This window comes from Nocardioides luteus (assembly GCF_015752315.1).
Classification (GTDB): Bacteria; Actinomycetota; Actinomycetes; order Propionibacteriales; family Nocardioidaceae; genus Nocardioides.
The window spans coordinates 3,953,107-3,976,906 of sequence record NZ_JADOVJ010000001.1 but is presented as its reverse complement, the minus strand read 5'-3'; the positions used below and the strand labels follow the sequence as shown (position 1 = coordinate 3,976,906).

Genomic DNA, 23,800 nt, shown 5'->3' with positions numbered 1-23,800 from the left:
GAAGGCTATCCGAGCGGGAGTCGAGATTTGCGCTCTGAATCACGCGTGTGGCGGAGGTTGGCATCGTTCGACGTCGCGGACTGCCATTCCGCGGGGCGCGGGATCGACCGGACCGACCGCGCCAGGGTCGGGATGAGGGCTGCTGCGGCGGTCAGCGCGGCGACCACCAGGACGGCCACGGCGCCGTCGACTCCGGCGAGCAGCGCCCCGGCCAGTGCCGGTGCGAGCGGGATCGAGAGCATCGAGACGAACTGCGCGGCGGCCTGCACCCTCCCGATCAGCTCCTGCGGCGTGGTCGCCATCCGGTAGGCGGCGATGCCGGCGTTGCCTGCCGGGTTCAGGAAGAGACCGACCGAGGCGGCCAGAGCCATGACCGCGGGGTGCGTCCAGAACGCCAGCGGGATCGAGAGCGGCACGAAGCTCCAGGCGACGAGGATCGTCAGCCATCCGGTCGGCAGCCGGTCGATGAGCCAGGGCGCGGCGAGGGCACCGAGGATCCCGCAGGCGCCGATGGCCGCCTCCGCCAGCCCGATCTGCCACGCCGGGAAGCCCGCTTCGACCAGCCGCAGCAGGGCCAGGAAGAAGAGCGCGTTGACGGCGAGGTTGATGGCAGGACTGAAGAGGAGCAGCGTACGCAGGAACGGCTGCCGCCAGCTGTAGCCCAGTCCCGCGGTCAGGTCGGCCAGGGGCTTCGTGGCCGCCCGTGCCGCCGCCGGTGGCGCCGAGAGGTCGGCGCGGACGCGTGCGAGCAGCAGCCAGCCCGCTGCGTACGCGATGGCGTTCCCGGCGAAGGGTGCCCATCGGGAAACGCCGAGGAGTACGCCGCCCAGCGGCCCGCCGAGCAGTCCGGCGATGTGCTGGCGGGCCTGCTGCTGGGAGAGGGCCGTGGGCAGCTGATCGGAGGCGACCACCGACCTGATCGCCGAGTTCTCGGCGGGCAGGAAGAGTCCGTTGAGCGCTCCGGTGAGCTGGGCGACGAGAAGCAGGTGGGGGAGGGTGAGCGAGCCGAGCAGGCCGGCGATCGCGAGCGAGGCGTACAGCACCGCTCCCGATCCGTGGGCGAGCCGCATGATCCGCAGTCGGTGGTGGCGGTCGGCGATCACTCCTGCGGGGAGCAGCATGCCGACCATGCCGACGAGGTGGGCCGCCTCGGCGGTGGCCGCCCAGAAGGCCGATCCGGTCATGGCGTAGGCGACCAGCGGCATCGCGAAGATGCTCACCCGGGTCCCGAGCTCGGCGACGGTGGCGCCGACCCATAGAGCGGTGAAGTCGTGGTTGCGGGCGAGAGCCCGATAGGAGGACATATCCGCACCGTAGATTGCGCAACATATATTGCGCAATAGTTCTTGCGCACTAAATGGTGCGAGATTCGGCTAGGGTGGCGCCATGGCCACCTACGACGACCCGCGGATCCTGCGCGCGATCGCCCATCCGACGCGCAACCGGGTGCTGCACGAGCTGTCTGCGGCAGGTTCCCTCCGCGCCGCCGACATCGCGAAGCGCACCGGCATCCCGGCCAACCAGGCGAGCTTCCACCTGCGACAGCTCGCGAAGTACGGGCTGGTCGAGGTCGCTCCCGACGCCGGCCGCGACAAGCGTGACCGCGTCTGGCGACTCGTCGACGACGACATCACGCTCAACCCCAGACAGATCGTCGAGCAGCCCGGGGGCGATGCCGCCTACACGGTGTTCCAGCGCAACTCCGTGGCATGGGGCCACCACCTGGTCGACCAGGCCTTCCAGATCTCCGCGGACGAGGACAACCCGGCCAAGCGCATCGTCTCGGAGACCTCCCTGCGGCTCTCCGAGGACGACGCCGTCCGGCTCCAGCAAGAGCTGAACGAGGTCGTCGCCCGCTATCGCGAGGCCGGTCGCCGGTCCGACGACGAGCTGGACCTCTACTCCGTCTATCAGATCATCCAGCCGATGCCGGACCTCGCCGGCGAGGACGAGAACCCGGCCTGATCTGGTCCTGATCTGGTCCTGATGTGGGTTACGTCTCAACGACCTCTGCCCGCAGGCTTCCTACTCGCGAGTCACCAACGCGTTGGTTTACCGTCCAAAACGCGCCCAGCCCAGGACGCCAGTAGGGAGATACGCGAACGATGAGCACAACCCAGATCGCCGAGAAGCGCGAGGTGCGCGAAGCCAACCGAGTCGAGGGCCACAACGCCAGGTCCTGGCTGCTGGTCTCCGCGATGCGTACCGAGATCTTCGACGACGCACAGCTGAGCCGCGCCGACCAGATCATCCTCGACATGGAGGACGCGATCGACACCTCGCTCAAGGCGCAGGCCCGCGAGAACGTGACCAGCTGGCTGAAGGGCGGCGGCCGCGCCTGGGTACGCATCAACGACTGGACCACCGAGGACTGGAGCGAGGACCTCGCCGCGCTGGCCGGGATCGAGACGCTCGCCGGGGTGATGCTCGCGAAGACCGAGTCGCCCGACCAGGTGACCGACACGTTCCAGCGGCTCGGCGGATCGACCCCGGTGATCCCGCTGCTCGAGTCGGCGCTGGGGATCGAGGACGCCGCGACGATCGCGCGCGCCCGCGGCGCCTACCGGCTCGCGTTCGGCTCCGGCGACTACCGCCGCGACACCGGTGCGGAGAACGACCCCCTCGCCATGGCCTACCCGCGGACCAAGCTCGTCCTCGCCTCGCGGATCGGCAACCTTCCGGGCCCGATCGACGGCCCGACGGTCGGCAGCAGCCACCCGCTGCTCCGTGAGCAGGGTGCCGACGGCGTCGCGATGGGCATGACCGGCAAGCTCTGCCTCGACCTCGAGCAGCCCGCGGTGATCAACGAGTCGTTCAGCCCGTCTCCGTCCGACGTGACCTGGGCCTACGAGTTCCTCCACAAGTTCGAGGAGGGCGGCCGCGTCATCCGCGACGGCAGCGACAAGCCCCGCCTGGCTCGTGCCGAGACGATCAAGCGTCGCGCCGAGCTGTTCAAGATCAAGCCGGACACCGAGACCTACGACGCCCCGGTCTCCGGCCCGAGCGTCTACTGACCTCTGGCCGACTCGGCGCGTCTGCCCCAGATATCCATGCCGAGTCGGCGCTGATGTCCCACGAATCAGTGCCGAGTCGGCGCATCTGTCCCATGCGGTTGGGGCAGGTGCGCCGACTCGGCTTCGGAATTCGGGACAGACGCGCCGACTGAGCATGTATCTGCGGGGCAGTTGCGCCGACTCGGCGCACGGGGGTGGGACAGATGCGCCGAGTGGGCTGGGCTCGGCTAGCGTTGATGTCGTGGATCTGCAGCAGCGCATCAGTGACCGGGCCGGTGAGATTCTGCTTTTCGCCGTCACCCCGCCGAGGGTGACGACGGACCCCGAGAGGGTGCAGCAGATCGCAGAGGTCACGCTCGAGCGGATCCGGCCGCTCGATGTCGACGGGCTGATCCTCTACGACATCGACGACGAGTCCGACCGCAACCCCGAGGAGCGGCCGTTCCCGTTCGTACGCACCCTCGACCCCGCCGAGTTCCTCGAGCGCAACCTCGCCGGTCTCGACGTACCGGCCGTCGTCTACCGCGCCACCGGGAAGTACGACGAGTCGACGCTGCGCGACTGGGTCAAGACCCAGGACCCGGCCAGGGCGCTGTCGGTCTTCGTCGGCGCCTCCTCGGGCGAGAAGCGGGTCTCCACCAGCCTGCGTCGCGCTCAGGAGATCCGCAGGGAGACCAACCCCGACCTGCTCCTCGGTGCCGTCGCGATCCCCGAGCGACACACCGCCAAGGGTGACGAGCACCTGCGCCTGATCGCGAAGCAGGAGGCCGGCTGCTCCTACTTCGTGAGCCAGGTCGTCTACGACGTCAACGCCGCCAAGAACCTCGTCTCCGACTACCGCTACGAGTGCGAGACCCGCGGCCTGCAGCCGGTGCCGATCGTGTTCACCTTCTCCGTGTGCGGCTCGATGAAGACCCTGGAGTTCCTCCGCTGGCTCGGCGTCGACGTCCCGCGCTGGATCGAGAACGAGCTGCGCCACGCCACCGACACGCTCGACGCCTCGCTCGAGCAGGCCGAGGCGACCGCGATCGAGCTGATGTCCTTCTGCCGCCAGCTCGGGGTGCCGTTCGGTATCAACATCGAGTCCGTCTCGATCCGCAAGGTCGAGATCGAGGCCTCCGTACGTCTCGCCGAACGGCTCCGCGGCAAGCTCGAGCGCTGAGTCACAGCCAGCGCTGAGCGTCCCTCGTCTGGACGCAGCGTAGGAGGAGCGCAGCGACGACGGAGCGGAGGAAGACGAGGGTTATAGCGAAGCGCTCGCGATCCGGAGGATCGCCTATAGCTCAGTACGCATCGCCCACAGCTCGGGAAAAAGGATGATGTCGAGCTGCTTGCGCAGGTAGGAGACCCCCGAGGTCCCGCCGGTGCCGGGCTTGAAGCCGATGATCCGCTCGACGGTGGTCACGTGCCGGAACCGCCAGACCCGGAAGGCGGTCTCCAGGTCGGTGAGCTCCTCGCCGAGCTCGTAGAGGTCCCAGTGCTTCTCGGGGTCGCGGTAGACCTCGCCCCAGGCGGCCTCGACGGCGTCGGAGGCGGCGTACTCCTGCTTCCAGTCCCGGTCGAGATGGTCGGCCGGGATGTCGAAGCCGCGCCGGGCCAGCAGCCGCAGCGACTCGTCGTAGAGCGACGGACGCCCGTACGCAGCCAGCACGTCCTGCTCGTGCGGCCGTCCCTCGTGGGCACGGAGCGTGTAGGCCGCCTTGTTGCCGAGCGCGAACTCGATGCAGCGGTACTGCCACGACTGGAACCCCGAGCCGGTGGCCAAATAGGGGCGGAACTTGTCGTACTCGGTCGGGGTCAGCGTCGAGAGCACGTCCCAGGCGTGCACGAGCTGCTCCATGATCCGCGAGACCCGGGCCAGCCCCTTGAAGGCCGGGCGCACCGCGTCCTCGGCCAACAGCCGCTGCGCCTCGGTGAGCTCGTGCAGCGCCAGCCGCATCCACAGCTCCATCGCCTGGTGCTGCACGATGAAGAGCATCTCGTTGTGGTCGCCCGAGAGCGGGTGCTGCGCGCCGAGCACCTCCGGCAGATGGAGGTAGTCGGAGTAGTCCATCGGAAGGTCCTGCGTGCTGCTCATGTCACTGCTCCTCGGGTCCAGAAGCGCTCGTCGCGCCATTCGTCGTTGTCCATCACCGAGACCAGGTGGTCGACGGCATCCCACACGTCGACGTAGCGGGTGTAGAGCGGGGTGACGCCGAAGCGCAGGATGTCCGGCGATCCTGCCCGGAAGTCGCCGACGACGCCGCGCTCGATGAGCGCCTGCACGATCGCGTACGCCCCGTCGTCGCCGATGCTCAGCGACAGCTGGCTGCCCCGCTGTGCGTCCTCCAGCGGCGACTCGATCGTGAAACCGGGCAGCCGGGACGCGACCAGGTCGGCGAAGAGCCGGGTCAGGGCCAGCGACTTCTCCCGGAGCCCCTCGATCCCGCCGTACGCCTCGGCGGCGAGCAGCGTGTCGACGCCGCACTCCAGCGCGGAGATGCCGATGACGGCCGGGGTGCCGGACAGGTAGCGCGAGACTCCCTCGGCCGGCCGGTAGCCCGGCGACATCTCGAACGGCGCCGCGTGACCCATCCAGCCCGAGAGCGGCTGCTCGAAGCGGTCGACGTGGCGCGGGTTGACCCACAGGAACGCAGGCGATCCGGGGCCGCCGTTGAGGAACTTGTAGCCGCAGCCGATCGCGAAGTCGGCGACGGCCCCACGAAGGTCGACCGGCACCGCGCCGGCCGAGTGGCACAGGTCCCAGACCGCCAGCACGCCGTTCTCGTGGGCGGCTGCGGTCACCGAGGCCATCGGGTGCAGGTAGCCGGTGCGGTAGTTGACCTCGGTCAGCATCAGCACCGCGGTGCGGTCCAGCAGCCCCTCGATCTCGGAGGGGGAGTCGACCAGCACCAGCTCGTAGCCGCGGTCGCGGCACAGCGAGGAGGCGATGTAGAGGTCGGTCGGGAAGTTGCTGCGCTCGCTGACCACGATCCGGCGATCGGGGGAGTCGGCAGCGGCGATCGAGAGTGCCGAGGCGAGCACCTTGTAGACGTTGAGCGAGGTGGAGTCGGCGACCACGACCTCGCCCTGACCTGCGCCGATGATGCGGGCGATCTTGTCGCCGACGCGCTGGGGGAGGGTGATCCAGGACGCGGTGTTCCACGACTCGATCAGCCCCTGGCCCCACTCCTGGGTGACCACCTCGGCCACCCGGCCGGCGGTGGCGCGGGGGAGCGCCCCGAGCGAGTTGCCGTCGAGGTAGATCGTCCCCTTCGGCAGGTCGAAGAGGTCCCGGAGCGGGGCCAGCGGGTCGGCCTGGTCGAGAGCGACAGCGTCGTCGCGGTTCATTCGGCACCTTCCTGGGTGGTGATCGCCCGAAGCACGGCCCGCACGGGCGCGGCGTCGGCGGTGGTGAGCTTGAGGGGGAGTGCGATCAGCTCGTAGTCGCCCGCGGGCACCTCGTCGAGCAGCAGGTTCTCCAGGATGCGTACGTCATGACGGTGGGTGGCGAAGTGGGCTGGCAGATCCTTGGAGGAGGCCGGGTCCAGGCTGGCCGCGTCGGTGCCGACCAGCCGCACGCCGTGGGAGGCGAGCAGGTCGATCAGCGCGGGGTCCAGCGCACAGAACGAGTCGTCCCAGGTCGTCGGCTGGGTCTCGTACGTCCGGAACAGCACGCGCGGCGGCAGGTCGGTGACGTCGACGTGATCGATGGTGACCAGCGGGCGCACCCCGGACACGTCGATCACCCGGCACGGGCCGAGGAACGGCTCCAGGGGCATATCGCCGGCGGGCGTGCCGCCGTCGGTGAAGTGCAGCGGCGCGTCCGCATGCGCCCCGACGTGCGCCGACACCGAGATCTCGGCGACGTTGACCGGGCAGCCGGGGCCGATCCGGAAGGTCCAGCCGACCTCGGTCGCGTGGTCCCCGGGGAAGACCGGCGAGGATGCGTGGACCGGTGGGGAGATGTCCCAGAGCTGCGCCATGGCGCCAGGATAGGCGGCTCTCGGACGGGGTCGTTCAGGCGGTGAGGAACTCTGTGGCGACGGGGGCCAGCGCCTTGGCCTCGACCATGTGGTTCTGCCCGTCGAGGACGACGTAGCGGGCGCCCGGGACGGCCTTGGCGATGGCCTGCTGGGCGTTGGTCATGTAGGCCGGGCTCTTGCTGCCCGCCATCGACAGCACGGGCACGGACACGTTCTTGAAGTAGCCGCCCGGCAGCGGGACACCCTGCTGGAACGGCACGCACATGCCCAGGTCGTAGGCCAGCGTGTGCGCGACCGGGGTGAGCTTCTTGAAGGCCGGGGTCAGGCGCATGATCTTGACCGCGACCAGCGGCATCCCGACCGTACGCATGAAGAGCTCGACCGCGGCGGCCCGCTTGCCCTTCTCCACCAGCTTCTCGACCTGCTGCGCCAGGTCGGCGTCGTTGGGACGGTGGGTGTCGTCGAGGATGAGGGGAGCCTCGTAGGCGACGATCTTGTCGATCGGCAGCCCGGCCCGTGCGCCCTCCAGCGCGAGGAACGCCCCCGAGCTCAGTCCCAGCAGGTGGGCATGGCCACCGGCGGCCTCGATCACCGCGCCGAGGTCGGCGACCTCCTGCTCGACGGCCTCCATGGTGCCCGCGGCAGCGGGCTTGGCGATGTTGCTCTCACCCCGGCCGCGGCGGTCGTAGCGGTAGACCGTGAACCGGTCCGCGAGCGCGGCGGCCAGGTCCTTGGAGGGGCCGAAGTCGCGGTAGCACATCGCTCCGTCGACCAGGACGAGCGCCGGGCCGGTGCCGGTGACGTCGTAGGCGATCGTGGTGCCGTCGGCGGAGGTGGTGGTCTGGGTGGTGATCGTGGTCATGGCGTCTCCTAGTCCAGCGGTGGTCGAGCCTGTCGAGACCCGGTTGATACTGACGCGTCGGACGAGGCCTCGGCTCTTCGACACGCGGCCGCACGTTTCTCGAGAAGTTCGCGTTCACCGGTGTTGCCGGTCAGCGAGGCCGCCTCGTCGAACGCCGCCGCGGCCTCGAGATGACGCCCGGCGCGGTGCAGCAGGTCCCCACGTACGCCGGCGGGAAGATGGGACCCCGGAAGAGCTCCGTCCGGGAGTGCCGCCAGGATCGCCAGCCCGGCGTCGGGACCGAAGGCGCGCCCGTGCGCGACGGCCCGGTTGACCTCGATGACGGCCCCTGGGGCACCGGAGGCGAGGAGATCGTAGAGCCGGGCGATCTCGGCCCAGTCGGTGTCCTCGGCTCGCCGGGCGCGCCCGTGGCACGCGGCGATCATCGCCTGCACGAGATAGCTCCCGCCGGGAGTGCCGGAGGAGGCCAGTGCCGTGGCGCGCTCGACCGCCGCCAGGCCGCGGCGCAGCAGCAGCTGGTCCCAGCGGGTCCGGTCCTGGTCCTCCAGCAGCACCGGATGACCTTCCGCGTCGGCCCGGGCCGCGAGCCGCGACCCCTGGATCTCCAGCAGACCCTGCAGCGCCTGCGCCTCGGGGTCGCCCGGGGCGAGCGCGGCCAGCATCCGGGCCAGTCGCATGCCCTCGAGGCAGAGTTCGGGGCGGGTCCACGACGGCCCCGACGTCGCCGCGTAGCCCTCGTTGAAGACGAGATAGATCGTCTGCATCACCTCGCGCATCCGAGCCGCCCGCTCCTCGCCGGCGGGAAGCTCGAACGAGGCCCCGACCTCGGTCAGGGTTCGCTTCGCCCGCGAGATCCGCTGCCCGACGGCCGACTCCTTGGCGAAGTAGGCCCGCGCGATCTCGGCGGTCGTCAGGCCGCCCACGAGCCGCAGGGTCAGCACCGTGCGGGAGTCGGGCGCCAGCACCGGGTGGCAGGAGAGGAACATCAGCCGCAGCACATCGTCCTCGATGTGGTCGACCGCAGCAGCCAGGTCAGGCATCTCACCCTCCTCCAGTTCGTGTCCGAGCAGCGCGACCTTGCGGCGCAGCACCTCGTCGCGGCGGAACCCGTCGATCGCGCGCCGCTTCGCGATCGACATCAACCAGGCGCCGGGGTTGCGAGGGATGCCCTCGTGCGGCCACTGCTCCAGGGCCGCGACGAGGGCATCCTGGGCGAGGTCCTCGGCCAGGTCGAGGTCGTGCGTCATCCGCGCCAGACCGGCGAGGAGACGTACGGACTCGTTGCGCCAGACCGCGACGATCGCGCTCTCGGTGGTCGAGGTCATTCAGCAGGCGTCGGCGGACCGAACAGCGGCCGCATCTCCACGGCCACGTCCTGCCCGGGCCAGAGCTCCTCGTGGAGCTGGATCATCCGGCGCCCGAGCTCGATCGCCTCGTCCTGCGAGCGGACCTCGAAGAGCGAGAACCCGCCGGCGACCTCCTTGGCCTCCGCGAACGGCCCGTCGACGTGGGTCACCTCGCCGGCGGTCAGCCGGATCTCCACCGCGGGACCGAGCCCGTCGGCGTCGAGCAGGATGCCGTCGGCGTACTGCTGCTTGATCTCGGCCTCCACCGCCTCGATCAGGGCCGCCGGGGGCGGTCCGGCGTCGGGGGCCATCTTCACGAACATCATGTAGCGCATCTGCTTCTCCTTGCGGGTCGGCGACGCGTCCGTTGCGCGTCGTCGCCTACGCGTCGAGGAGAGCCTGCCCCTTTCGACACGCCCGCACCAGAGATTTCGGTACGTGTCGCCTCAGGACGCCTTGGACTTCTTCGACTTCTTCTCCTCGGCCTCCTCGGGGACCTCCTCGCCGCGCGACTTCTTGGCCGCGGCGACCGAGCGCTGCAGGGCGGCGAGCAGGTCGACGACCTCGCCGGAGGTCTTGGTGGAGGTGGGCGTGCGCTCGACCTCGCCACCCTCGATCTTGGCCTTGACCATCTCCTCGACGGCGCTGGCGTAGTCGTCGGAGAACTCCTCGGGATGGAAGTCGCCCGCGAGCGTCTCGACGAGCATGTTGGCCATCTTGATCTCGGAGTCCTTGACCTCGCCGGCCTCGACCTTGAAGTCGGGCACCCGGATCTCGTCGGGCCACATCATGGTCTGCAGGACGATCACGTCGCCGTTGTCGGTCGGCCGCACCCGGAGCGCCGCGACCGTGGTGCGCTGGCGCAGGGCGACGGTCACCAGGGCGACCCGGTCGGCCTCGAGGAGCGCCTGACGCAGCAGCGCGTAGGGCTTGATCCCGGTGTTCTCCGGCTCCAGGTAGTAGCTCTTCTCGAAGAGCATCGGGTCGATCTGGTCGCTCGGCACGAACTTCTCCACCGCGATCTCGCGCGAGGACGTCGTCGGCAGGTTGGCGAAGTCGTCGTCGGTGAGCACGACCATCTCGCCGTCCTCGGTCTCATAGCCCTTGGCGATCTCGGAGTAGGGCACCTCCTCGCCGTCGATGGAGCAGATCCGCTGATAGCGGATCCGGCCGCCGTCGGCCTTGTGCACCTGACGGAACGAGACGTCGTGGGACTCCGTCGCCGAATAGAGCTTCACAGGCACGCTGACCAGCCCGAACGAGACAGCGCCCTTCCAGATCGCACGCATGCGGACCCCTCGTCAGTCGGTAGGAATTCACCAAGTATCTGTCGTATTTGCCAATACCGGTACCCCATTCACCCACGTCAGAGCCGTCCCGCGCGTGCGGGAGATGAAGCAAGATGGGTCCATGCACTCGATGCTGCGTCCGATGCTGGCCACGCCCGGCACCCACGTTCCTCCGGGGGAGGAGTGGGTCCACGAGGTCAAGTGGGACGGCATCCGGCTCATCGGAGAGTCCGAGCAGGGACGTACGAAGACCCGGCTCGTCACGCGCAACGGCAACGACGCCACACCGGCCTGGCCCGAGATCGCGACGGGGCCGGAGCGGGACGTCGTCGTGGACGGCGAGGTGATCGCGCTCAACGACGCCGGGCTGCCCGACTTCCGGGTGCTGATGGACCGGATGCACAACCGCGACGTCCGTCGGGCGGCGCGGTTCGCGGAGCTGATCCCGGCGACGTACATGGTCTTCGATCTTCTGCGGCTCGACGGGCGGCTGCTCATCGAGGAGCCGTGGACGGAGCGACGCAAGCTGCTCGAGGCGGTCCACGCCGAGGGCGACCTGGGCTCGTGGCAGGTGCCGGCGACGTACGACGACGGCCGGATGCTCCACGAGGTGACGAAGGCGCAGGGGCTGGAGGGGATCGTGTCCAAGCGGCGCGGTAGCCGCTACCGTCCGGGCGAGCGGAGCAGGGACTGGGTGAAGCTGCCCCACCGCTACCGGGCCTCGCTCGTGGTCGGCGGCTGGCGACCGGAGGTCGGCACCGAGGGCGGCACCGAGCGTCTCGGCGCCCTGCTCGTCGGGCAGCCGACGCCGGACGGGCTGATCTACCGCGGGCGGGTCGGCAGCGGCATCACCGGCAAGCGGGCACAGCGGCTCGGAGAGTTGCTCCGCGAGACCGCGAGAAGCCCGTTCGCCGGGGCCGACGTCGACCCCGACGGAGGCGTGCCGGCCCTGGACGCGAAGGGCACGCACTGGGTCGAGCCGCTCCTCGTCGTCGAGGTGGAGACCCACGGCAGCCCCGTCGCCGCGCCGAGCTACAAGGGCCGGCTGCGGCAGCCGAGCTTCATCGGGATCAGGGACGACGTCTCACCGGAGGATCTGTGATGGTCGATCGAGAAGAGGTACGCGTCGAGGTCGACGGACGCGTCCTGACCCTGACCAGCCTGAGCAAGGTGCTCTATCCACGCACCGGCATGACGAAGGGGGAGGTGCTCAACTACTACGCCCAGATCGCGCCGGTGCTCCTGCCGCAGCTCCAGGACCGCGCCGTGACCAGGATCCGCTGGCCGCACGGCATCGGGGACATGTCGTTCTTCGAGAAGAACGCCCCGGCCGGCACCCCGCGCTGGGTCCGCACGGTGACCGTCCCGACCACCGGCTCGCGCACGGCCGACCACAAGGAAGGCACTCTCACCTTTCCCATCCTCGACAGCCTGGCGGCGCTCACCTGGGCCGCCAACCTCTCCGCTCTGGAGCTGCACGTCCATCAGTGGACCGTCGGTGCCGACGGCACGCCGGCCGGCGCGAACCGGATCGTGATCGACCTCGATCCCGGCGAGCCGGCCGGGCTCCAGGAGTGCTGCCAGGTCGCGCTCCTGGTGCGTGAGGCGCTGGGCGAGCGCGGACTCACCGCAGCGCCGGTGCTCAGCGGCAGCAAGGGCCTGCACCTGTACGCCGCCCTGCCCGAGCCCGTCGAGCCGGATCTCGCCACGGCGCTGGCCAAGGAGATCGCCGAGGACCTGCAGAAGGCCAACCCGAGCAAGGTGACCGCGACGATGACCAAGAGCCGCAGGTCAGGCAAGGTTTTCCTGGACTGGTCGCAGAACTCGGGGTCGAAGACGACCATCTGTCCCTACTCGCTCCGCGGCAAGGAGATCCCGAAGGTCGCGGCCCCGATCAGCTGGGACGAGGTCGAGGAAGGAGCCGAGGATCCGCTCGCGATCGACCAGCTCGGACCTAACGATGTGGTCACACGGGTGTCAGAATCGGGGGATCTCTTCACAAGGGCTACAGGCCTCTAACTATTGTTCTCCCCATGTCTAACTCCGTGCTCGTCGTAGAAGACCAAGAGGACATCGCCGCTCCGCTGGTGCGCACGCTCCAGCGAGAGGGTTACGACGTCACCTGGGTCGACTCCGGCAAGAAGGCGCTGGAGCTGCTCGCGCCCCCTTACGAGGCCGAGCTCGTGCTGCTCGACCTGGGTCTTCCCGACATGGACGGACTCGAGGTCTGCAAGGCCGCGCGCGACAACGGCTACGAGGGCGGGATCATGATCCTCACCGCCCGTGACGCCGAGATCGACCTGGTGGTCGGGCTCGACGCCGGTGCCGACGACTACCTGGCCAAGCCGTTCGCGCTGGCCGTCCTCCAGGCCCGGGTCCGCGCGCTCCTGCGCCGCTCGGGTCCGGTCGAGCCCGGCGCCGACGACGACGCCCTGCGCATCGACGTCGCCGCCCACCGGGTCTACGCCGGCGAGCGCGAGGTGACGCTGACCGGCAAGGAGTTCGCGCTCCTGGCCGTGCTGGCCGCCTCCCGCGACAAGGTGGTCTCCCGCGACCGGCTGATGGCCGAGGTCTGGGACGAGAACTGGTACGGCTCGACCAAGACCCTCGACGTCACCGTCGGACGCCTGCGCCAGAAGCTCGAGGCGGCCGGTGTGCAGGAGAAGGTCGTCGCGGTCCGCGGAGTCGGGTTCCGGCTGGAAGCCGGAGAGTAGTCACATCCGACTCGAAGTCGGAGCAACCGCAAGTTCAACACGGCGTCAGACCGTTGTTCAGTGCGTGAGATGACTCACAAACGACGGCAAAAACACGCGTGACCACGCGGAATGTGCTCGGAAACCGGGCATTCGGGATTGGATCCGGTCCAAATCGCATGTCACCTTGGTTGAGCCGTGCAGAACGCACGACCGGCCCCGGTACACGCCGAATCCTGTCCCTCCGGAAGCCGGCCCCTACTACTGAACCCCCTTTACCCTCACACTCAGCAGTACGTATGGGACAGGAGCGGGGGACCCAAGTTCCACGCGACTAACTCGGACGGTCGCTTGGGGTGAAGCCATCCAAGGATGGCCGGGCAACCTTCTAGCCCGAACCCGACAGCTCACCTCGCAGGCGTGGGAAGGAACTCACGCATGTCCAAGTCCGTATCCCGTCCTGCCCATCGAGGCAACGCGCGCCCGTTCCGGTCGCCGAACGTCTCGCTCGTGCGGGCCATCACAGGATCTCTCAGCGGCCACGGCAAGCTCGCCGGCCGCATCACTCTCGCCAGCGGTATCGCCGCCGGTGCTCTGGTGGCGGTTCCCGCCGCCAACGCCGCGCCGGTCTCCCATGAGGTGACCACCGTCGAGTCGGCCCCCGTGGTGGAGGCTCCGACCCTGGAGGCCTCGGCCACCCCCGCGGCGATGCTCACCGACATCCAGCAGCTCGAGAGGGCTGTCGAGGTGCAGCAGCGGAAGGCCGAGGCAGCCCGCAAGGCGGCCGAGGCGAAGCGCAAGGCAGCGATCGCGGCCAAGAGGGCCGCGGAGGCGAAGAAGAAGGCCGAGGCGGAGGCCAAGGCCTTCGCCGCGAGCCAGCAGGGCAAGATCGAGCGGGCGATCAGCGTCGCCTCGGAGCAGATCGGCGACCCGTACGTCTGGGGTGCCACCGGTCCGAGCGCGTTCGACTGCTCCGGCCTGACCCAGTACGCCTTCAGCGCCGCCGGCATCGAGCTTCCCCGGGTCTCGCGGGACCAGGCAGCTGCGCTGCCGACGATCCCGAACGACCAGATCCAGCGCGGTGACCTGATGTTCTGGGGCAGCCCCGTCTACCACGTCGGCATCTTCCTGCGCTGGGAGAACGGCGAGGCGATCATGCTGCACGCCCCCAAGCCGGGTGCGGCTGTTCGTGAAGAGGCGGCCTGGAGTGGCTGGTTCGCCGGCTCGACCCACCAGGTCTGAAGTTTCTCGGGGCCCGTTCGATCGGGCTGACCCCCACATATCCCCCTGGCGCTCGCCCTCCGGTCCTCCTGCCGGAGGGCGAGCGCATATTTTCCGAAGCTGAGCCCGAGGAGGTCGGCATAGTGGGGTCGGCGAATCGAGCGGCGCACCACCGGTCAAGTAACCTGTAAGACGTGGCAGGCCCCGAATTCGACACCGAGATCAAGCAGCTCCAGGCAACGATGCAGACCATCGGCCAGGTGCTGGACCTGGACGCGATGCGCAAGGAGATCGCCGACCTCGGCGAGCAGGTCGCCGCGCCCGATCTCTGGGACGACCAGGACAACGCCACCCGGGTCACCGGTCGGCTCTCCCTGCTGCAGGGTGAGCTCAACAAGTTCACCGAGCTGAGCAGCCGCATCGAGGACCTCGAGCTGATGGTCGAGATGGCCCAGGAGGAGGGCGACGCCGACACGCTCGCTGAGTCCGAGGCCGAGCTGGGCCGGGTCAAGAAGGCCGTCGAGAGCCTGGAGATCCGCACCCTGCTGTCGGGGGAGTACGACTCCCGCGAGGCCCTGGTCACGATCCGCTCCGGCGCCGGTGGCGTCGACGCGGCCGACTTCGCCGAGATGCTGATGCGGATGTACGTCCGCTGGGCCGAGCGCAACAAGTACCCCGTCGAGGTCTTCGACACCTCCTACGCCGAGGAGGCCGGGCTCAAGTCCGCCACCTTCGCGATCCACGCCCCCTACGCCTACGGCACCCTGTCCGTCGAGGCCGGCACCCACCGCCTGGTTCGGATCAGCCCCTTCGACAACCAGGGCCGCCGCCAGACCTCCTTCGCCGCGGTCGAGGTCGTGCCGGTGCTCGAGCAGACCGACGAGATCGAGATCGACGAGAACGACATCAAGGTCGACGTCTACCGCTCCTCGGGCCCCGGTGGCCAGTCGGTCAACACCACCGACTCGGCGGTCCGGCTGACCCACATCCCCACCGGCACCGTGGTCTCCTGTCAGAACGAGAAGTCGCAGCTGCAGAACAAGGCCGCCGCGATGATCGTTCTCAAGGCCAAGCTGCTCGCGCTGAAGAAGGCCGAGGAGGAGGCGCAGCTCAAGGAGCTGAAGGGCGACGTCGCCGCTTCTTGGGGCGACCAGATGCGCAACTACGTCCTCAACCCCTACCAGATCGTCAAGGATCTGCGTACGACCTACGAGGTCGGCAACCCGCAGGCCGTCTTCGACGGGGACATCGACGGGTTCCTCGAGGCCGGCATCCGCTGGCGCCGAGGTGCCGAGAAGGCCGAACAGAACTGAGCTGATGGTTGCGCAAACGCGCACCAGGCTTCCACTCCCGGGCCGCGGCGCGGCGTACGTCTATGACGTCTACGGGCCCGAGGACGGGTTGCCGATGGTGCTCTTGCACGAGCTCGGAGGCAGTGCGAAGCGGTGGCAGGAGGTCGTGCCGCCGTTCGCGGCCGAGCACCGGGTCCACGCCTTCGACATGCGTGGGCACGGCGACTCGGACTGGGCCTCCGACTACTCCCACCGACTGATCGCCGACGACGTCATCGTCGCGATGGACTCGCTCGGGATCTCCGGTGCCGTGGTCGTCGGCCACTCGACCGGCGGCAACGTCGCCCTCCTGGTCGCCATGCACCGGCCCGACCTGGTCTCCCGGCTGGTCCTCGAGGACGTGGTGCCGCCCGCGCCGCGCAGGCGGAGGCTGCCCGGTCGTGCCACCAGGCCGATGCCGCACGACTGGGAGTGCATCGCCTCCCTGCTGGTCGAGGCGACGACGTACGACGCGTGGATGTGGGAGCAGCTCGAGCTTCTGCCGATGCCCACCCTGCTCGTGGCCGGCGGCGGCAACAGCCACATCCCGCTCGACGACCTCGAGAAGGCCGCGCTCCGGATCCCGGAGGCGGACCTGGTCCACTTCGACGTCGGCCACTTCGTGCACCGCAACCAGCCGCAGGAGTTCGCCGACACCGTCCTGGCGTGGCTCGCGTCGCTGCGCTGAATGCGACGCGTCCCGCGTCGCGGGTGGGATCCCCATCCCTAAGGACCCCACCCGCTCTCGCCAGCCGGCTCTGCTCTGACTCAGTGCCTGCGGCGGCGCGCGCCGCCCGGTGAGGTGCCTACCCGGCCCGAGCGACTAAGTCGATTAAAGCACTAGACTTTGCTTCGGCGCAAATGACGCGCCGATCGAGGGACGGGGCTGGTGTGGGGCCGGCCGTCAGGCGGCGGCCGCGGTGGCGGTCACCAGGCACCAGCGGGACGCGCGCTTCTGCAGCGCCGCGGTCGACTCGCCGGCCTTGCCGGTGAGCTCGCAGGAGAGCCAGGCGTCACCGAAGAGCCCGCGGTAGACGACCTTCGGCTGCTTCTTCGCGTCGGTGCAGGTGAGGGCGACCGACGGCTTGCCGTACGCCGGGGTCGACGCGGCCTTGCAGCCCTTGGGCACGCTCTTGGTCATCTGGGTGGCCCAGTCCAGCGTGACCGGCGGGGCGAAGACCCACGCGCGCGCCGAGGTGGCCGCGTCCTCCGGGCCGGTCCAGATGCAGCCGTACTCCTGGGCGACGTCGTTGACCTCGCCCGAGATGGCGGTCTGGTCGCCGTCGCCGTAGGCCTTCTTCTCGGTGGCGGCGCCGCCGAGCGCCTCGGTCGCGTCCTCGGTCGGGACGCGGTCGCAGAACGCGCCGCGGCGTACGTGCATCGTGGTGGTGTCCGCGGTGCTCAGGTCGCCCTTCACCTCGGGTGCTTCCGGCTCGTCGTCTTTGAGGGTGAGCACGCCGACCCCGACCGCGATCGCGGTGAGGACTACGGCACCGATGAGGATCCGGACTGCAGAGCGCACGCCGTCAGAGTACAGGGGCAGGTATGTCAGAGCCGAAGTGCTGAGCCCACCACCATTGCACTACCCTCGGTGCGGTGATCCGCTTCGAGAAGGTCAGCAAGGCCTATCCAGGGCAGGCCCGACCCGCCCTCAACAGCCTTTCGATCGACATCCAGAAGGGGGAGTTCGTCTTCCTTGTGGGCCAGTCGGGCTCGGGGAAGTCGACGGCTCTCAAGCTCATGCTGCGCGAGCAGCGGCCGACCACCGGCCGGGTCTATGTCGCCGGCAAGGAGATCAACCGGCTCGCCGGCTGGAAGGTGCCGCGGCTGCGTCGCCAGGTCGGCACGATCTTCCAGGACTTCCGCCTCCTCGCCAACAAGAACGTCGCCGAGAACGTCGCCTTCGCGATGCAGGTGACCGGCCACTCCAACCGCGAGATCCGCGAGCGCGTCCCGGAGACGCTCGAGCTGGTCGGTCTCGACGGCAAGGGCGACCGGATGCCCGACGAGCTCTCCGGTGGTGAGCAGCAGCGCGTGGCCGTCGCCCGGGCGTTCATCAACCGGCCGATGATCCTGATCGCCGACGAGCCGACCGGAAACCTCGACCCCGGCAACACCGTCGGCATCATGCGCCTGCTCGACCGGATCAACCGGTCGGGCACCACCATCGTGATGGCGACCCACGACGTCCAGATGGTCGACCAGATGCGCAAGCGCGTCATCGAGCTCGAGCACGGCCACCTCGTACGCGACCAGGTCCAGGGCGGCTACGGGGCTCAGTTCTGAGGCTTCAGTCCTCGGCCGGCCCCGCTCACCCTGACCAGGCTCTCGACTAGAGAAAGTTTCCTCTACCCGCCATGCAGCTGCGTTATGTATTCACCGAGCTCCGCCAGGGGCTACGCCGCAACCTGTCCATGCACGTCGCGGTGGCCCTGACCCTGCTCGTCTCGCTCACCCTGGCCGGCGTCGGCCTGCTGCTGCGTGAGCAGGCCCAGCTGACCGAGGAGGTCTGGGGCGACGAGCTGCAGATCACCTTCTACATGTGCAACGGCGCCAACGACCGCAACCCGCAGTGCGCGGGCGCCGTCGACGACAGCCAGAAGAAGGTCATCACCGACGCCCTGGACGACAACAAGTACGTCGACAAGGTCGAGGAGGAGAGCCAGGAGCAGGCCTACGAGCGGCTGCAGGCTCTCGACGTCGAAGGCGTCAGCGGTCCCGACCCGGTGGTCAGGGCCGACGACATGTGGGAGTCCTACTGGGTCACGATGACGGACCCGCACCACTCCGCCGAGATCATCGAGGCCGTCGCCGGCCTGGACGGCATCGACCACGTCGGTGACGTCCACGAGGTCACCGGGCCGATCCTCGCCGCGGTCGACGGGCTGCAGAGTGCGGCGCTGGTCGGCGCCATCGTGCTGGTCGTCGCGGCGCTGCTGCTGGTCGCCAACACCATCCGGCTGGCGGCCTTCGCCCGGCGTCGCGAGATCGGGATCATGCGGCTGGTCGGTGCCTCGACCCTCTACATCGCGCTCCCGTTCCTCCTCGAGTCGCTCGTGGTGGCCCTGGTCGGCATCGCGCTGTCCGGCATCGCGCTGGCCTCGGTGATGTACTTCGGCGTCGAGCAGCGGCTCTCGTCCACCGCGGTGACGCAGTGGGTCGGCTGGGAGGAGTTCTTCAGCTCCTTCGCCATCGTCGCGGTCCTCGGCATCCTGCTCACGCTGGTCCCGACACTCCTGCTCACCCGCAAATACATCAAGGTCTGATCCAGATCCCCTACGGTCTAGCCGTGCACGTCTTCCCCCGTGCCGGCAGGCTCGCCGCTGCGCTCAGCTGCGTCGTGGTCGCTGCCGTGCTGCTCTCGCCGACCCTGCCCTCCTCCGCCGACGAGAGGGACCGGCTCGAGCAGGAGCAGCGGGAGATCCAGCGCGACCAGAAGGCCGCGGCCGAGGATCTGGAGCACTCCAGTGCCGGGCTGCGGGAGGCATCGGCGACGTACGCCGCGGCGCGGGAGAAGCTCGACCGCGCCCAGACCCGGCTGAACGAGCTCAACGCCCGGCTCGTCGAGGTGCAGGCCGCCCACACCCAGGTGAAGGCCGAGCTCGCCGAGCAGAAGGTGCTCCTCGCGAAGGCGAAGAAGGAGCTCGCCGAGGGCCAGGCCGAGGTGAAGGCGCAGCGCGAGGAGATGCGCGACGAGATCCTGTCCCGGTTCACCGGGGGAGACCCGCGGCTGGCTCAGGCGGCGGCCCTGCTCTCCGGCGGCTCGCTCGAGGACCTGATGCGCCAGCAGACGTACGTCGACGCGGCCGCCGCGGGCCAGGACGCCACGCTCCAGCGGATGGAGGCGACCGAGACGATGCTGGTCGTCCGCGAGGCCGAGGTGCAGGAGGCGACCGACGCGATCGCCGCCAAGGAGAAGAAGGCCCGCGAGCTGGTCGCCGAGGTCGACTCGCTCCGGGACCAGGCCGCCGCGGCCCACGACGTGATGTCGACCCTGGCCGAGCGGGCGGCCACCGCCAAGCGGTCGGCCGAGGCGGCCCGGGCGGCGGACGCCGCGGAGCTGCGGAAGCTGGAGGCGGAGGAGTCGGCGCTGCGTACGAAGATCCGGTCGCTGGCGACGGCCGGCTCCGGCACCGACCGCAACGTCGGCTCGGTCGGCGGGCTCTTCGGGATGCCGGTGACCGACACCTACATCACCTCGCCCTACGGGATCCGCAAGCACCCGATCTACGGCTACGTCGCGCTGCACAACGGCACCGACTACCACGCTCCCTGCGGCCGCCCGCTGCTCGCCATCGAGTCCGGGCAGATCATCTCGACCTCCTACTCGAGCGTGTGGGGCAACCGCCTCTACCTCTACCTGGGCAAGGTCAACGGGCACTCCTACACCGCCGTCTACAACCACATCTCGAGCTACGCGAAACGCTCGGGGAGCGTCGGGCGCGGTGAGACCGTGGCCTATGCGGGGACCACGGGCTGGTCCACCGGCTGCCACCTGCACTTCACCGTCCTGCGCGACGGCACTCCGGTCGACCCGGTGCCACTCATCGGCGGCTGAGGCCTAAACGTTTCGCGGTCATGACCTCCTGCCTGAGAGAATGGAGGAATGGCGAAGGAGCAGGGGCGCAAGATGATCGCGCAGAACAAGAAGGCGCGACACGACTACCACATCGAGGACACCTACGAGGCCGGCATGGTCCTGCAGGGCACCGAGGTGAAGTCGCTGCGTGAGGGTCGCGCGTCCCTGGTCGACGGCTTCGTCGACATCGACCGCGGCGAGGCCTGGATCCACGGGATCCACATCCCCGAATACCTCAACGGCACCTGGACCAACCACTCCGCCCGCCGGAAGCGCAAGCTCCTTCTCCACCGCGCCGAGATCGACAAGATCGAGCGCAAGGTCGCCGAGAAGGGCCTCACCGTCGTCCCCCTCGCCCTCTACTTCCTCAACGGCCGCGCCAAGGTCGAGATCGGCGTCGCCAAGGGCAAGAAGTCGTGGGACAAGCGCAACACCATCGCGGAGCGTACGGCCAAGCGGGAGGCCGAGGTCGAGGTCGGGCGCAAGCTCAAGGGGATGAAGGGATAACCGAGTGGGGAATGCCGGCAGGGGACTGTAGTGTTGTCCTGTTGCCAGCATCGCTGGCATTGAAAACTCAAAAGGGGCTGATCGGTTTCGACTTGGGACGTTGCTCCCAGGGGAAGCGGGTCGAGGAGCCAGCGTCATCTCGTAAACGATCGCTGGAAACCAATAACTGCCAACGCTAAGCGCAGTTCCTTCGCTCTCGCCGCCTGACGCGGTGATCGAAGCGTCTGACCGAGTATCCGTCTCCGGCTCGGATCCAGGCGTCATCTAGGAGACTCCACCTCATGCACATGCCGACGGGGCATGAGGGACAACTAGTCGGCTGAGCCTGTCGGGGACGTGTCTGCGTCGAGCCCCGGGGATGAGAGAACGCCACCCACAGACTGCACCCGGAGAAGACCTGGCACGGCGCTCGAGGACCGGGGTTCGATTCCCCGCAGCTCCACGAACCTTCGGCCGACGTGTGCCCGCGCTTCGCGCGGGCCACGTCGGTTCGTCATTTTCAGGCGACGCTTCGCGTCGCGGCGGGGATATCCCCGCACCCCTTAGCTCCGCGTGGCTGATGTCGTCGCTTCGCGCGGGGGCGGGGGCTTCGCCACCCGCACCCCCGTTCATGTGGCGCGTGGCTGATCGCGTCGCGGCGGGCCTTGCCGTCGACCCCTTAGTTCGGCGTGGCTGATGTTTCGGTGGGCGGAAGACTTCCTGTTGTTCACCTCCCTGGCGGGATGACTTCTGTTGCGTGCGCGATAGGGTTGTGAGGCGTACGTCACATGGAGGTAAGGATGTTCGAGGAAGGACAGCTCTACTCGCCCGTCACCGTGGGCGAGGACGGGCAGGTCGAGGTGCATCTGGGGGACAACCACCCCGGGTTCGCAGACCAGGACTACCGGGCTCGACGCAGCGAGATCGCTGGCGCCGCGCTCGGTTGGAAGCCGGGGCAGCCAGTGCCCCGGATCGACTACACCGAGACGGAGAACGAGATCTGGCGCACGGTGTGCCGTGAGATCGCGCCGCTGCACGCCAAATATGCCTGCCGCAACTACCTCGCGGCGGTCGAGGCCCTCAACCTCCCGCAGGACCGGGTGCCACAGCTCGACGAGGTGAGCGCGGGGCTGAAGCCGCTGACCGGGTTCGAGTACGTCCCGGCCGCGGGGATCGTCCCGCTGGAGGAGTTCTACGGGAGCCTGGCGGACGGGCAGTTCCACTCGACGCAGTACCTGCGCCATCACGCGGTGCCGCTCTACACGCCGGAGCCCGACATCATCCACGAGGTGATCGGCCACGGGAACCTCCTCGCCGACCCGCAGGTCGCCGAGGTGAAGCGCCTCGCCGGCGCGGCCGCGCGGCGCGTGGAGACCCGGGAGGCGCTCCAGGTCGTCGCCGACGTCTTCTGGTTCACCATCGAGTTCGGCGTGCTCCACGAGGAGGGCGAGATCAAGGCGTACGGCGCCGGGCTGCTCTCCTCCTACGGCGAGATCGAGGAGATGCGGGAGGTGGAGGTGCGTCCGATCGACTTCGCCCAGATGGCGACGATCGACTACGACATCACCCACTATCAGCCGGTGCTCTTCGCGGCGGAGTCGTTCAGCCACATGGTCGACGAGGTCGGCAACTTCTTCGCGACCTGCGACGACGACACGCCACAGCGTCTCGGCGCCGTCTAGACCGATCCGATCACGTCCGAGGGGTTAGCCTCGGACGATGATCGACGGCTACCGCAACCGCGCGCTGGAGGCGGCGCTCGCCGCCGCCGACGTCGACGCGGTCGGTGCCGCGCTGCGTACGGGGCAGGTTGTCGTTCCCCAGCTCGACGAGGCCCGGATCAGGGTCTTCCCAGGGGATCGCGGCAACCGGCCACCGTACGAGGCGATGATCTTCTCCTCCCAGGAGGCGCTGGAGACGTTCCTCGCCGAGGACACCCGGCGGCGCGCGCAGCTGCGCAACGCCGACGGCCTGCGTGACTTCCTGACCGCCAACATCGAGGAGATCGCGTACGTCACCTTCGACCCCGCCGGACCGAACCGGTTCCGCCTGGGCATCAAGGAGGCGCTCACGACGCTCGGCCCCAAGCCGCACGTCGACCTGCGGCTGCCGAAGGCGCAGGAGTGGTACGTCGTCGACATGTCCGACGAGGACATCCGCGACTACCAGCTCGCCGACCTGGCCGACAAGGTCCTCCCGAAGGTGCAGCGGTCCAGGATCGAGCAGCCCGAATGGGCCCGGTGGATGGCCGCGGCCAAGGACGCGGCGGCCAAGCAGGGCGCCGCGTTCCTGGCCTTCTGGCTGCAGCGCGTCGGACGGCGCCCGGCCGGGCTGGCGGTCGCGCTCAACCGGCCCGCTCCGTTCGGGATGGTGCGGCATCCGCTGCAGGCCGAGACCACGACGGTGGGGGAGCGGTGGGTGGCCTCGCCCGACCGGCTCTACGAGTCACGGCTGATCTACTCCTTCCCCCACCCCGACCTCGCCGACCTGGTCCTGCCGACGGTCGACCTCGTGGTGGCGACCCTGTCGTGGGGAGATGAGTCATGAGCTGCGTCTTCTGCGATGTCGTCGCGGGCGACCTCGAGGCCGAGATCGTCTTCGAGGACGACGGCTTCCTGGCCTTCCTCGACCACCGGCCGGTGCAGAAGGGCCACATCCTGATGGTCCCCAGACAGCACCTCGCGACGCTCCTCGACCTCCCGCCCGACCTGCACGGAGGCTTCGTCGCGAACGCCCAGCGCCTGGCCGCCGCGGTCGTCGAGGGCCTCGGCGCCCAGGGCAGCTTCGTCGCGGTCAACAACGTGGTCAGCCAGTCCGTGCCACACCTGCATCTCCACGTCGTCCCGCGCACCCGCGGCGACGGGCTCAAGGGCTTCTTCTGGCCGCGCCACAAGTACGCCGCCGGCGAGCAGAAGGAGTACGCCGACCGGCTCCGCTCCGTGCTGGGCTGACGGACCACCACGGTCGGGTAACAACGCCCCAGCCTTGTGTCGGCACGGCTAGCGTCCGGTGTT

At 69.1% G+C, this 23,800-nt stretch carries 25 protein-coding genes, 1 other RNA gene and 1 riboswitch; of the genes, 17 read left to right on the top strand and 9 right to left on the bottom strand.

Annotated features, from left to right (window positions below; translation table 11 throughout):
- Positions 1-5: 5 nt before the first annotated feature.
- Positions 6-1,304, bottom strand: coding sequence for an MFS transporter (locus tag HD557_RS19050; RefSeq protein ID WP_196875031.1), 1,299 nt, complete (start codon positions 1,302-1,304; stop codon positions 6-8).
- Positions 1,305-1,386: 82 nt separating this feature from the next.
- Between HD557_RS19050 and HD557_RS19045 the strand changes: the two genes are divergently transcribed.
- The 3 genes from HD557_RS19045 to HD557_RS19035 all read left to right on the top strand — a co-directional run bounded on the left by HD557_RS19045 (position 1,387) and on the right by HD557_RS19035 (position 4,176).
- Positions 1,387-1,965, top strand: a complete 579-nt coding sequence (locus HD557_RS19045) for a helix-turn-helix domain-containing protein (protein WP_196875030.1) — start codon at positions 1,387-1,389, stop codon at positions 1,963-1,965.
- A 140-nt stretch (positions 1,966-2,105) separates the two neighbouring features.
- The gene (locus HD557_RS19040) at positions 2,106-3,014 is read left to right on the top strand and encodes an HpcH/HpaI aldolase/citrate lyase family protein (RefSeq protein WP_196875029.1); all 909 of its coding nucleotides are present in this window, start codon (positions 2,106-2,108) and stop codon (positions 3,012-3,014) included.
- Positions 3,015-3,255: 241 nt separating this feature from the next.
- Positions 3,256-4,176 (top strand): methylenetetrahydrofolate reductase, encoded by a 921-nt coding sequence (locus HD557_RS19035; protein WP_008358721.1) that lies wholly within the window; start codon positions 3,256-3,258, stop codon positions 4,174-4,176.
- Positions 4,177-4,290: 114 nt separating this feature from the next.
- Here HD557_RS19035 and kynA read toward each other — a convergent pair whose 3' ends face one another.
- The 7 genes from kynA to ku all read right to left on the bottom strand — a co-directional run bounded on the left by kynA (position 4,291) and on the right by ku (position 10,476).
- Entirely contained in the window at positions 4,291-5,091 is an 801-nt protein-coding gene (kynA, locus tag HD557_RS19030; RefSeq protein WP_008358719.1) for a tryptophan 2,3-dioxygenase, read from the bottom strand.
- The gene (gene kynU / locus HD557_RS19025; protein ID WP_196875027.1) at positions 5,088-6,344 is read right to left on the bottom strand and encodes a kynureninase; all 1,257 of its coding nucleotides are present in this window, start codon (positions 6,342-6,344) and stop codon (positions 5,088-5,090) included. The genes kynA and kynU overlap by 4 nt, the downstream gene beginning before the upstream one ends.
- A complete protein-coding gene (gene kynB, locus HD557_RS19020) occupies positions 6,341-6,979 on the bottom strand; it encodes an arylformamidase (RefSeq protein WP_008358717.1) in 639 nt (212 codons plus the stop codon). Before kynB ends, kynU begins: the two co-directional genes overlap by 4 nt.
- Positions 6,980-7,013: 34 nt before the next feature.
- The gene (locus HD557_RS19015; protein WP_008358715.1) at positions 7,014-7,841 is read right to left on the bottom strand and encodes an alpha/beta fold hydrolase; all 828 of its coding nucleotides are present in this window, start codon (positions 7,839-7,841) and stop codon (positions 7,014-7,016) included.
- Positions 7,842-7,849: 8 nt separating this feature from the next.
- Positions 7,850-9,166 (bottom strand): RNA polymerase sigma factor, encoded by a 1,317-nt coding sequence (locus tag HD557_RS19010; protein ID WP_196875026.1) that lies wholly within the window; start codon positions 9,164-9,166, stop codon positions 7,850-7,852.
- Positions 9,163-9,522 (bottom strand): YciI family protein, encoded by a 360-nt coding sequence (locus HD557_RS19005; protein ID WP_008358711.1) that lies wholly within the window; start codon positions 9,520-9,522, stop codon positions 9,163-9,165. Before HD557_RS19005 ends, HD557_RS19010 begins: the two co-directional genes overlap by 4 nt.
- 111 nt (positions 9,523-9,633) lie before the next feature.
- Complete coding sequence (ku, locus tag HD557_RS19000; RefSeq protein ID WP_008358709.1) at positions 9,634-10,476, bottom strand: non-homologous end joining protein Ku; 843 nt, start codon at positions 10,474-10,476, stop codon at positions 9,634-9,636.
- Between the two features lie 121 nt (positions 10,477-10,597).
- Here ku and HD557_RS18995 point away from each other — a divergent pair, with 121 nt between their 5' ends.
- The 6 genes from HD557_RS18995 (at position 10,598) to HD557_RS18970 (ending at position 16,409) form a co-directional block, all read left to right on the top strand.
- Positions 10,598-11,578, top strand: a complete 981-nt coding sequence (locus tag HD557_RS18995) for an ATP-dependent DNA ligase (RefSeq protein ID WP_196875025.1) — start codon at positions 10,598-10,600, stop codon at positions 11,576-11,578.
- On the top strand, positions 11,578-12,495 hold the full coding sequence (ligD, locus tag HD557_RS18990) for a non-homologous end-joining DNA ligase (protein WP_196875024.1): 918 nt from the start codon (positions 11,578-11,580) through the stop codon (positions 12,493-12,495). The genes HD557_RS18995 and ligD overlap by 1 nt, the downstream gene beginning before the upstream one ends.
- A gap of 14 nt (positions 12,496-12,509) precedes the next feature.
- Positions 12,510-13,190, top strand: coding sequence for a response regulator transcription factor (locus HD557_RS18985; protein ID WP_040755281.1), 681 nt, complete (start codon positions 12,510-12,512; stop codon positions 13,188-13,190).
- A 253-nt stretch (positions 13,191-13,443) separates the two neighbouring features.
- A riboswitch (cyclic di-AMP (ydaO/yuaA leader) is annotated at positions 13,444-13,605 on the top strand.
- 2 nt (positions 13,606-13,607) lie between these two features.
- Positions 13,608-14,411 carry a C40 family peptidase gene (locus HD557_RS18980; protein WP_196875023.1) on the top strand — a complete coding sequence of 268 codons (804 nt, stop codon included), beginning with the start codon at positions 13,608-13,610 and terminating at the stop codon, positions 14,409-14,411.
- Positions 14,412-14,584: 173 nt separating this feature from the next.
- Positions 14,585-15,703, top strand: coding sequence for a peptide chain release factor 2 (gene prfB / locus HD557_RS18975; RefSeq protein ID WP_008358700.1), 1,119 nt, complete (start codon positions 14,585-14,587; stop codon positions 15,701-15,703).
- A gap of 4 nt (positions 15,704-15,707) precedes the next feature.
- Positions 15,708-16,409 (top strand): alpha/beta fold hydrolase, encoded by a 702-nt coding sequence (locus tag HD557_RS18970; protein ID WP_196875022.1) that lies wholly within the window; start codon positions 15,708-15,710, stop codon positions 16,407-16,409.
- A 216-nt stretch (positions 16,410-16,625) separates the two neighbouring features.
- Here HD557_RS18970 and HD557_RS18965 read toward each other — a convergent pair whose 3' ends face one another.
- The gene (locus HD557_RS18965; protein WP_196875021.1) at positions 16,626-17,243 is read right to left on the bottom strand and encodes a hypothetical protein; all 618 of its coding nucleotides are present in this window, start codon (positions 17,241-17,243) and stop codon (positions 16,626-16,628) included.
- A 74-nt stretch (positions 17,244-17,317) separates the two neighbouring features.
- On the opposite strand from HD557_RS18965, the gene ftsE reads away from it, so the two are divergent.
- From ftsE to HD557_RS18925, 8 genes are all read left to right on the top strand, one after another.
- Entirely contained in the window at positions 17,318-18,007 is a 690-nt protein-coding gene (gene ftsE, locus HD557_RS18960) for a cell division ATP-binding protein FtsE (RefSeq protein WP_008358693.1), read from the top strand.
- A 71-nt stretch (positions 18,008-18,078) separates the two neighbouring features.
- Positions 18,079-18,987 carry a permease-like cell division protein FtsX gene (gene ftsX, locus HD557_RS18955; RefSeq protein WP_008358691.1) on the top strand — a complete coding sequence of 303 codons (909 nt, stop codon included), beginning with the start codon at positions 18,079-18,081 and terminating at the stop codon, positions 18,985-18,987.
- 23 nt (positions 18,988-19,010) lie between these two features.
- Positions 19,011-20,279 (top strand): M23 family metallopeptidase, encoded by a 1,269-nt coding sequence (locus HD557_RS29055; RefSeq protein WP_196875020.1) that lies wholly within the window; start codon positions 19,011-19,013, stop codon positions 20,277-20,279.
- Between the two features lie 48 nt (positions 20,280-20,327).
- Positions 20,328-20,807 (top strand): SsrA-binding protein SmpB, encoded by a 480-nt coding sequence (smpB, locus tag HD557_RS18945; protein ID WP_045549823.1) that lies wholly within the window; start codon positions 20,328-20,330, stop codon positions 20,805-20,807.
- A 73-nt stretch (positions 20,808-20,880) separates the two neighbouring features.
- Positions 20,881-21,252: a transfer-messenger RNA gene (ssrA, locus tag HD557_RS18940) on the top strand.
- Between the two features lie 334 nt (positions 21,253-21,586).
- A complete protein-coding gene (locus tag HD557_RS18935; RefSeq protein ID WP_040755280.1) occupies positions 21,587-22,468 on the top strand; it encodes a phenylalanine 4-monooxygenase in 882 nt (293 codons plus the stop codon).
- A 37-nt stretch (positions 22,469-22,505) separates the two neighbouring features.
- Positions 22,506-23,333 carry a hypothetical protein gene (locus HD557_RS18930; protein ID WP_008358683.1) on the top strand — a complete coding sequence of 276 codons (828 nt, stop codon included), beginning with the start codon at positions 22,506-22,508 and terminating at the stop codon, positions 23,331-23,333.
- Positions 23,330-23,737, top strand: a complete 408-nt coding sequence (locus HD557_RS18925) for an HIT family protein (protein WP_008358681.1) — start codon at positions 23,330-23,332, stop codon at positions 23,735-23,737. Before HD557_RS18930 ends, HD557_RS18925 begins: the two co-directional genes overlap by 4 nt.
- The last annotated feature ends 63 nt before the right edge of the window (positions 23,738-23,800 follow it).